Annotated in this window: 5 protein-coding genes; 3 read left to right on the forward strand and 2 right to left on the reverse strand. The window is 54.9% G+C overall.

Annotated elements, in window-relative coordinates; translation table 11 throughout:
• The coding region (gene terL / locus GSQ73_RS09585) for a phage terminase large subunit (RefSeq protein ID WP_158883449.1) at positions 1-414 on the forward strand (414 nt) is incomplete at its 5' end.
• 47 nt (positions 415-461) lie between these two features.
• On the opposite strand, the gene GSQ73_RS09590 is transcribed toward terL, so the two are convergent.
• A complete protein-coding gene (locus tag GSQ73_RS09590; RefSeq protein ID WP_158883451.1) occupies positions 462-1,100 on the reverse strand; it encodes a response regulator transcription factor in 639 nt (212 codons plus the stop codon).
• Positions 1,090-4,143 carry a two-component regulator propeller domain-containing protein gene (locus tag GSQ73_RS09595; RefSeq protein WP_158883453.1) on the reverse strand — a complete coding sequence of 1,018 codons (3,054 nt, stop codon included), beginning with the start codon at positions 4,141-4,143 and terminating at the stop codon, positions 1,090-1,092. The genes GSQ73_RS09590 and GSQ73_RS09595 overlap by 11 nt, the downstream gene beginning before the upstream one ends.
• A 492-nt stretch (positions 4,144-4,635) precedes the next feature.
• Here GSQ73_RS09595 and GSQ73_RS09600 point away from each other — a divergent pair, with 492 nt between their 5' ends.
• The gene (locus GSQ73_RS09600) at positions 4,636-6,519 is read left to right on the forward strand and encodes a protease pro-enzyme activation domain-containing protein (RefSeq protein WP_254063363.1); all 1,884 of its coding nucleotides are present in this window, start codon (positions 4,636-4,638) and stop codon (positions 6,517-6,519) included.
• A gap of 228 nt (positions 6,520-6,747) precedes the next feature.
• Positions 6,748-10,944, forward strand: a 4,197-nt coding sequence (locus GSQ73_RS09605; protein WP_158883455.1) for a hypothetical protein, incomplete at its 3' end; no start/stop codon positions are given.

A 10,944-nucleotide genomic window follows, 5' to 3' on the forward strand; every position in this document is an offset into this window, starting at 1 on the left:
CGTATGGAATACCCCGATCTGAAGCGTGCCGTACACGCGCAAGCGGAGCTCTGGAAACCGCAAACAATTTTGATCGAAGACAAGGCATCGGGTACCCAACTGATACAGGAGCTGCGTCAGGAACAGCGATACCAAGCAACGGGCGTCAAGTCGGAAGGCGAAAAGGTCATGCGCATGCTGGCGCAGACTGCCATGATCGAAAATGGCATCGTGTATTTCCCGGAAGAGGCTCCTTGGTTGCCCGTGTACATCCAGGAACTCACGACGTTTCCGAAGGGCAAGAATGACGATCAAGTCGATTCAACAGCGCAAGCTTTGGCATGGATCAAGAAGGGCTTCGATGAACCAGCCTATCTCGTTTTCATGCGGGAGCTAATCAAGCTGGACTTGGCCGCGGAGACGTTGCGCCGCTGAAGAAGAGCAAATTCGCTCGCGTCTGCTGAGGTGGCTCGTTCATCCTGCTATGTTTCCTCGGTCTGCACCAACCCAAATTTATGGCTTAATGCAATCGCTTTGCTTCTCGACGCCACATTCAATTTACTGAGAATGTTCTTTACGTGCGTCTTGACGGTTTCCTCGCCCACGGCAAGCTGTTTTGCGATCTGGCGATTGCTATGTCCGCGCACAATCCATCGCAGAACTTCCAGCTCCCGAGTGGTCAAATCAGGTCGTGTAGGTGTCTCGTCCAACTTGCTTCCTACAGCGGGCGAGAGGTATCGGCCCCCTTGGGATACCGTGCGAATTGTCGTTAGGATTTCTTCGGAGGTTGCATCCTTGAAAAGGTAGGCATGCGCGCCAGCCTGAAGAGCCTTGGCAATTTCGTTGCCGCCGAGGTTCGCCGTAAGGACCACAAATTTCGCATGGGGCGATTTTGCGTGCAGAATCCTGATCAGCTCTACGCCGCTGCGATCCGGCAAGGAAAGGTCGACTAGCGTGATGTCAGGCAGGCAGGTTTCAAAAAGCTTGATGGCTTCCGCAGCATTGGCTGCTGCCCCGACGAGCACCAGGTCGCTCTGAGATGTGACAATCGCCCCTAGTCCCGTGCGTACCATCGGATGATCATCCACCAGCATCACCTTGCTTATTACGCTACCGATCATCAATCGGTTCTCCAGTATTTCTGACGCTTAAATGGTGCCAAAGCCTTGCGAGCACATTGCCGGTAGGGAGGTTCAGAAAGACCCGCGTTCCTCGTCCTGTTTCGCTTGTCACCTCAATGCGGGCGCCCATCTGCGCGGAGCGATGACGCATATTCTTCAAACCAAAGCCACGCTCCCTTTTGCCGGAGACGTTCGAGCGAAAGCCCACTCCGTTGTCTGTCACTTCGACTCGCAACGCGCTTGGAGCATAGGTCAAGTCGATGGATATCACATGGGCTTTGCCGTGTTCGATGGCGTTGGACACCGCTTGTTGCACGATGCGTACAACGTGATTTTCCACCCGAGGGTGGAGCAGTCTCGCTGTTCCTGACGAATGGACTCTTACCTCGTCTACGCGTCCACTGGCGAGTTGTTGAGCCACTGTTGACAGTGATTCAAGCAAACTTTTTTCATCAGGTTCTGCGGAACTTAAGTTCCATACTGACGTGCGAGCCTCCTTGAGGCTGGACCGCGCAAGATCGCAAGCCGATTGGATATAGGCTCGCGTCTTGAGCTGCGTGCGTTTCATGGTAAGCAACGCAGCTTCTGTCTGGAAAATGATCCCACTCAGTCCCTGAGCCAAGCTGTCATGAATCTCGCCAGCCATACGCTGTCGTTCTTCAAGCACAGCCGCTCGTGCATGTAGCCAGTTAACGCGTAAACGATAGAATCCTACCAAGGCCATTGTTGCAACGACGCCACTCAACAAACGGAACCACCACGTCTGATAGAACTGAGGAAGCACCTGAAAATTAAACGAACTCGCTTGTGTGCCCCAAAAACCGGTGTCGGCACTGGCGCTTACATGGAATGTGTAGGTCCCGGGAGGCAAATTGGTGTATTGGGCGATACGTTGGGTTCCACCAGTAACCCACTTCTCATCAAATCCTTCGAGGCGATAGCGGAACCGGGTCCGCTCGGGCGATGAAAGGTTTGGTGCGGTGTAGTGAATTTCCAGTCGGCGCGTGCCAGGTGCCAGACGCACCGGCGCGGTGAGGTCAATATCCACTTCGTCCGCAATCAGTTGCTCGATTCGGGTGCTGGGCTGATGATCGCTTAGAGAAAGCGTGTCGGGATCGACAACCACTACCCCTTGGATGGTGGGAAACCAAAGTCGCCCGTCACGCGCATGCCAGCCGGAAGGCTGCGATCCGGCATTGGTTTCGCTGCTCTTCATGCCGTCGGCCTTGCCGAAAACGAGTGGTTGCACCGATCGACGGGCTCCATCTGCCACAGCATCCAGATCGCTGCGGCTGATGCGAAAAATGCCCTTGTTCGATCCGATCCACAAGTTCGCTTCGGCGTCTTCAAGGATATTGTTGATCGTGTCGTCAGGAAGGCCTTGGCGCGTGGTGAATCTCGTGAAATGGTCATTCTTCAGTCGGAACAGACCCCCGCCCATCGTGCCGATCCACACGATGTTCTTCGCGTCGATATATAGCGTGAGTACTGCGGCATCAGAAAGACCGTCAGCTGCATAGCTCGTGACATGGCCATTCTGGATGCTGTTCAGGCCTCCAGTGGATCCCACCCAAAGAATGCCTCTAGGGTCTTGTGCTATTGCGTAGATGAAATTGGACAACAACCCGTTTTCCCTGGAATACAAGCTGGTCCGGCCGTCGACGTATCGAACCAAGCCGCCGCCCCGAGTCGAAAACCAGAAGTGCCCAGCCTGATCTTCGACTCCGGCTCCAATCATGTAGGCAGGAATGCCATCGTGGATCGAAAGGGCCTGCGTAAACCGCCCGTGAATCATCCGGATCACTCCGCCGCTGGAAGTGCCCACCCAAAGATTTTTCTTTAGGTCTTCCCACATGGACCACGTGTTGTTGGTAGGCAGTCCATCAGCGGTGGTAAACACGCGTACCTGATTTATATGCAGCCGGTTCAGTCCAGCGGCCGTTGTGACCCAGATATCGCCGGAATGATCCTCGATGACGGAATAGGTTTGATCGGCGGCTAGCCCTTCCTCCTTGGCATAACTGGTGAAACTTCCATCACGGAAGCGGTCGAGGCCGCCTTCGTTGGTACCAACCCAAAGATTCCCGGCGTGGTCTTCATACAGGGTGTTCACCAAGTTACTGCTCAAACCGTCTTTTGTCGTAAACCGACTGACTTGCTGACCGCTGACTCTCACCAAGCCTTCTGTCGTGCTGGCAAGCCAGAGATTTCGCGCACGGTCTTCGAGCATGTCGCCAGTGGGCCCGGAAACGCCTGGCACGCGCCAAGGCACGAAATGGTCATGCATCAGGCGCACGATTTCCGAGCTCTGCGTCTGTACCCACAACGTACCGTCCGCGCCGAGATGCAAGTTGTCTATGTAGTTGTCGGGCAATCCGTCCTTGGTCGAATAGGTTCTTATTTTGTCGTCAACCAGATGGTTCAAGCCGCCTGCTGTGCCGATCCAGAGAGAGCCATCTTTACCCATGACAAGCCGCCGAACCGGATCCCCAATAAGGCCATCGGCTGCGCCGTAGGTCTTGATCACTTTCCCGTTCTTGAGGTGGGATAGTCCGCCATAGCCACCAACCCACATGCCGCCATCGTTGTCGGCAGCGAGTGCCAAACCGGCACGAAAACCGATAGCACGCACATGGGAAAAAATGCCATCGCGAAAGGCGGTAACCCCACCGTTTGACGTGGCAATCCAGAGAGTTTCCTGACGGTCCTGGGCAAGATCGACAATGTAGTCGTTGTGAAGCGATGCGGTATTGGTGTGATCGAAAACCTTGAAGTGCGTGCCATCGAATCGCGCAAGTCCAGCCTGCGTACCGACCCACAAGTATCCGTCTGGAGTCTCGATAATTTTGTTGACCGAATTTTCGGGAAGTCCGTCATCCGTTCGCCAAACCGTGTGCACGTATTGAGTGATGGCTTTTGTCGTATCGAGCGCTAAAGCCGAGTGAAACGGAAACACCACACAAAGCATTGCCACTAGCAGTTTTGCCAGCCGCATCGTTCTGCAACACATTTCTGCACTCGCTTTTGTCTGCGCGAAATTCATCGGAACATGTTTTCCGAGCGAAGTAGCCAAGGAGTGAGAGGTAGTCCTTCAATCTACTCCATTCGACAACAGCTTAATGACGGTGCGCCAAGCGCAGATTTTCCTACCTTCATGCACCTCACTCCTTCGAGTGATGCTGCATACCCTGATCGGGTGACGCGTCAGCCAACCAACTATGTCAAGGTCAAGGTCTTCGCAGGAAAGACAGAGCCGACTAAATGAATGGATGGCTGCATCACGTTCCCCGAAGTGCAAGATAAATTTCATCGGAATGAGGGGCGACTATTCAAATTCGGCGCTTGTTGACGGTTTCCATCAAACTTTTGACGCGAGCGGCAGGTGCAGTGACCAATTCATATCTCGGCGAGCAGTCACTTGGTTGCAAGACTGCGCCACTGAAGACATCGGATCGTTGTTTGAAACGACGGTCAATCATTTTCCCCGGCCTGTCCGGGTCGCTTTGTAACCGAGCTTGCTATGGGCCCAGTAACCATGAAGACGCTTTATACCTCTCCGTTCACCGCGTTGGCCCTAAGCGTGTCAATGACTCTTGCCGCCGCTACTGTGCTCTCTGCCCAGACGAGAAATATCGACCATGGCATGGGGGCCTCTGTGGCGAGCACTACGGTGTTGCGGCAAGGCGATGCCTACACAGGCGTGCTGCCGCATACGCAGTCCATTCACATCGTGGTTGCGCTCAAGCTGCGCAATCATGATCGGCTCGATAGCCTTCTTGCCGCGCACCAGACGCTGACATCGGCACAGTTCTCCACGCTGCATGCGCCCACACCGTTGCAAGCGCAGAAGGTCGCGACGTATCTGACACAGATGGGTTTCACAAACGTCGTGATCGCGCCCAATCGCTTGCTGGTATCGGCGGACGGCACCGCCGGTGCTGCGCAGGCGGCCTTCCAGACTTCGTTCGCGCGGGTGCAAACTCACGATGGGCGTGTGGCCTTTGCGAACAACAGCGACGCCCATGTTCCAGTCACGCTACAGGACAGCGTGCTATCAGTAACCGGCTTGCAGAATGTGCATATGGCGCACACCTCCACCACACGAGCACAATTAAATTTGGCGGCTCCTAAACCCAACGCCACGATTGATCTACCCGGTTTTAACCCGCTCTACTTCTCGTCCATCTACGGCGGCACGGGCGTACCAACTGCTGCTGGTGTCACCGTGGGCATCGTGACCGAAGGCGATATGACCCAGAGTCTCGTCGACTTGGGACTCTTCACCTCCAGCAACGGTCTTGCCCCAGTTACCACGCAGGTAGTCATCACCAATGGCACCAGTATCGACACGAGCAACAATGCCGAGTGGAGTCTGGATACGCAGGACGTCGTTGGCGCTGGTGGTGGCCAAGTCGGCAGGCTCATTCTCTACACCATCCCGAACCTCTCGAACGTCAACATGGTGGCTGACTTCAATACGGTCGTCGTGGCCAATGCCGCCAAGGTCATCAATGTCTCGATCGGCGAGTGCGAAATTTACGCGCAGTCTGATGGATCTGCTGCGGCCGCCGACCAGATCTTTCAAGCGGCTATTGCTCAAGGGCAAACATTCTCATTCTCGGCCGGCGACAACGGTTCAGACGAATGCGATAACGGCGGTGTCGTGCCGGAATGGCCAGCCTCTTCGCCCTTTGTGATTTCCGCCGGTGGTACTACGTTGAAGGCTTCATCGACAACGTGGCTCGGCGAAGTCGTTTGGAACGAGTTAGCCATTGGCTACGACGCCACAGGTGGAAGTCCAAGCACTTTCGAGCCGAAGCCAAGTTGGCAGAGTGCGCTCGTTCCGGGCTCTAAACGTGGCGTCCCGGACTATGCCTTCGACGGCGACCCACTTTCGGGTGCGCTCATCTACGTTAACGGCGGTATCCAGGAATGGGGCGGCACTAGTCTCGCTTCACCGATATTCGTCGGGTTTTGGGCGCGCGTCATCGCCGTCAAGGGCACATCTATCGGTTTTGCTGCGCCATGGTTGTATCAGTTGCCCGCGAGCGACTTCCACGATGTAACCGCTGGCAGCAATCCGGGCGAGACAGCCAAAGTGGGCTATGACTTCGCCAGTGGTCGCGGCAGCATGATCCTTAACAGTGCAATCAAACACATCGGTATAACTCCTCCGCTAAACGTTAATTTTAGCCAAGCCGCTAGTGGCCTCACCATCAAATTCAACGACAGCTCCACAGACAGTGCCAGCACAATTACCGCACACGCATGGAGCTTTGGCGACGGCGGCACATCCACGGTTACCAGTCCCAGCCATACCTACGCAGCAGGCACTTATAACGTCACGGAGATCGTCACTGATCAGGCTGGATGGACCCTCGCCAAGTCGATGTCGGTGACCGTTACAGGCAGGAGATAAAGCCGTGGCCCCCGGACGCACATGCAAATGTGCGTGATGGCGGTCAGTACGAAACGCTGCCCTTGCGCCGTCATCTACCAGAATTCGAGTTGTGCCGATATTCGACGGCAAGGGATAGCGGCGGCGCCTCCATCAAAATTTTGCGAAGCACAAGAAAATTATGGTCAGCCGTGCCTCAGTTCGTAGCGCGGCACATCAACATTTCCTCAAATTTAGGGGTGGCACGTAATGAATGCAACGAATGGCCGTCCGAACAAAACTCACCGCATTCCGACGCTTACAATCGCTCCTGTCACACAAGCGATTCGTACGGCTTTGGCTATTTCAGTCACGCTGTTGGCGTTGAGTGTGAGCGGGCAAGCCATTGCCGCTGGTACGTGTGTTGCCACCACGTCGACCACCATATCCTGCAATGGTGATTTCACCGAAACGTTGTCCGACCTTGAATTTCTGCCGGTCACAGATCTGACCTTAGTGGTCGGTGATGTCGCACCTAGCAGCGTAACCCCTGCCATCGGCCTGATAGGTATCGATGCCAGTTGGCGTGGCACGGTCGGCGTGACGAGCTTCGCCGACATCACCACGGAGGGCGCCAGTGGCATTCATGCGTACGGCTCGACTTCGGCGAATGTAACCAACGACGGCAGTATCAATACCAAGGTCACCGTGCCCGGCGCGGAAGGAATGGATATCAACGCCTATGGTGACGTAACCATAATCAACGATGGCCCGATTACCGCCTACGGGACCGGCGCATATGATGTAACAACCGTCAACGCGTACTCGATCAATGGCAAAGCCTCAATTGATAACCAGTACAGCGGTGTAATTAACGCCACCGCTCAAGATGGCAACGCCATTGCTCTGACAGCAAATGGCGGCAGCGCAGCCAACGCGACCAACGAGGGGGTAATTATCGCCAACTCGGTTAACGGCAACGCTGTAGGCGCTATTGCCGAGGCCTATGTCGGCGACGCCAATGTCACTAACAGCGGCCGCATCGATGCGACGTCCACAAACTCACAGGCGGTTGGCATCCTCGTCTCTTCAAATATCGGGAACAGCACAATAATCAATTTTGGACAGATCTCTGCGGCGAGCGGTCAGGATTCAGCGATCGGGATTGAGGCTAATTCGGCACTGGGTACCACCATCAGCAACTCCGGTTCGATAAGCGCCAACTCTACAAGCGGCAGCGCCTTCGCCGTGTCCGCGTCAACAAATAACGGTACTAGCTCTGTCAGCAATTCGGGCGCTATTCAGGCTAACTCAGCATATGGCAACGCCTACGGTATTTGGGCTCACGCAACTAGTGGCGGGACCGTCGTCAACGACAGCGGGGCTATCAGCGCGACGTCCATCTATGCGCAAGCCGTGGGGGTATTGGCGTCGTCGGACGCTGGCCATGCGACAGCAGATAATGACTACAGTACGATTTATGCTCACAGCTCCTCGCTAGCCATTGGCATCGAGGCGACTTCCGGGGGCGCTGGTAGCCTCGACAATGCTAGTACAGTCGATAACCACTACGGTTCCATTGTAGCGAAGTCTACTGGTGGTGCGGTTGTGGGCGTCCTAGCCCAAACTACTGATGGAATTGTCACCGTCACCAACAGCGGCAGCATCATAGGAAAGCTGACCGGCGCAGGCGGTGAGTATGGTATTTCGGCGTCTGCCACCGGCATCTTGGCCAGATCCTTCGATGGCAACGCCACAGTCTTAAATAATGGTTATATTCATGCAATCTCCACCGTCGAAGCCGACGTCGGCGGACATCCCAACTACTCGGCCTACAGCCCATCCACAGGCATCTTGGCCAGGACCTATGACGGCAACGCAACTGTAAGCAACCTAGGAACCATTAATGTCGTGGCGGACTCACACGACAAGGCCACGGGCATCGATGTAGATGCACTGGATGGAAATGCCTACGTCTCGAACATCGGTAGCATGGGAATTGGTGGAAATATTGCCGTTGTTTCGGGCGTAGGGCAGGTCGCTGGGATCAAGGCATACGCTCAATATGGTGAAGTAACAGTTCTGAATAGTGGTAACATTAATACCCGCTCAGTATATGGATATAACGCTTCAAAATATTCAAATAATCGTGATCGCGCAGATGGCATTATTGCATCAGGCGGCTATGGCTCTATAACAAACATCACGAATTCGGGCAGCATCAAAGCCACTGGCAGTTGGTGGGCTACCGGCATTGAGGCCAGTGATTACGAGGGTAGCGTATCGCTCACCAACACCCTTTCCGGCGCCATCACGGTTACTGGCGATCAGCACGCAATTGGTATTGGTGCAGCACAAAAATGGTATGGAAGCGTCGGCGTCGCCTCCGGTATTGATCTCATCACACAGACTGCGACGTTCGATAATGCTGGCAGCATCAATGTTGTGGCGACCGGAAATTGCGGCAACTGCAACGCAGGTGTTTACGCGGTCGGCATGGAAGCTTTTCTGGATTACGGTTTTGGCGGCATTACGATCACTAACTCAGGTACGTTGAACGTTGAAACCAAGGAACCATTGGTATCAACCGGCGGCTCATTCGGCCGCGCTCTGGGCATTCTCGCTGTCGATTATGGCCCTATCACAATCAGCAATTCCGGTAGCATCGCGGTCACGACCGCTGGCTATGCACCTGCCTTGGGTATTGATGTAAGCAGCGTCAATGGAAACGTATCAGTCTCCAACGCGGGCAACATCTCCAGCACGGCCACTCAAGTTATTCATAATTCTATATCCGGTACGACATTGCAGCCTGATCGAGCTACCGGAATTTATGCGGCCACTGGTTCACCTGGTAGTGATCCTGCGTACAGCAACACACACAACCTTGACGTCATTAACAAGGGTGGCGTAGCTGTGGGGGCTGACTATGCGTTTGGTATCAATGCGCGCACCATTTCTTATGTTGGCGATATAGCCGTCGTAAATGCAGGCTATGTTAGCGTCGATGGAGGCACGGGGGGTTACGGAATATTAGCTCATTCTCAGTCGCCCATTCCCGCCATTGAAAGTAACAATTTCGTTTTACAAAACACCGGTGACATTACAGTAAAAGCTGCTCATATGGCGCAGGGCATTACTGCGTTTGATGTGGGAAATGGTAACGATTCGATTACGAACGCCGGCGACATTTTTGTAGTCGGTCAATTAACAGCCATAGGCGTGTCTGGCGTCGGTCAATACGCTAATCTCGGTGTATTGTCTTTAAATAACATCGGCTCGATCGACGCTCGAGTAGCGAATGCTTTACATAGCAATTCGGTGAACAATTACTACAATCTTTCTAGTCATGCTGTCGCATTGCATTCAATTGGAGCTATCGATGTAAGCAATAGTGGAAGCATTTCCGCACAGCTGTATGCGGGAACCAATGCAACAAATTATGGTGCAGCCTTTGGTGTCTTGGTGCAACTTCAGGGCACAGGCGCCGCCAGTATTACCAATACCGGTGTGATTTCTGCGACGTCCCGATTCAGCGCGCATAACGGCGCATTTGGCTTCTACGGCATCACGATGGGTATCGTGGCGGAATCCTTTCTCTCGTATGGCGATGTGTCCATCGTCAATACCGGTTCGGTCACCGCCAATGCCCTGTCCGGATACTACGCGGCTAATGGTGCGACCGCAGCCAATGGGATCGGGGTTGTCACTTATGGCGGTCTTGGTCGGGATGCCTCCCACCTTGGCGATGTCAGCGTTACCAACGTCACGGGGGGATCGATCACGGCGACCGCAGTGGCTAGCCTTGGCGCTGGCTATGCAATCGCCAATGGCATTAGCGCCCACGTCTACAATTTGGGAACTACCTCTCCAGCGAACCAGTTTTCCGCCATCAGGATCAATAATGCTGGCGGCGTGTCGGCGATAGCCAGCTTTGATCCGTCGAGCCAAGGTTCGGCGACGGCCAACGGTATCCTTGCCGCAAATGGGGCGGTCATTGGTTCCGTCTACGTGCGCAACACAGGCACGATTTACGCTACTGCCACGTCGCCTGGCGTCGCGATCGCCACCGGTATTTCCACTACCGCCCATGACATTACCGTCGCGTTGACAAAAGACAGCTTGATCACGGCCACGGCGAACAGTGTCAACAGCATCGCCACCGGCGTGTTCGCCTCCGGCGCGACATTGGCGGCCGGCAACAGCGGCACCATCAAGGCGATTTCCACCGGCACCAACGGCATGGCCTACGGCGTGAATCTGGTGACGCCTGGTGACTTGTCCTTCACCAACACGGCCACCGGCGCCATCCATGCGAACGCGTCGCATGCGGTGACGGTCGACCTGACCTCCGGTACCACCGCGACGCTGATCAACAACGGCCTGATCGTCGCGCGGCCCACGGTGGTGCACACCAATGGCATCGCCGTGGAAACGAATGCGCCCAATGCGGTGATCCAGAACTAC

The sequence above is a fragment of the Rhodanobacter sp. L36 genome, assembly GCF_009765755.1.
Taxonomy (GTDB): Bacteria; Pseudomonadota; Gammaproteobacteria; order Xanthomonadales; family Rhodanobacteraceae; genus Rhodanobacter.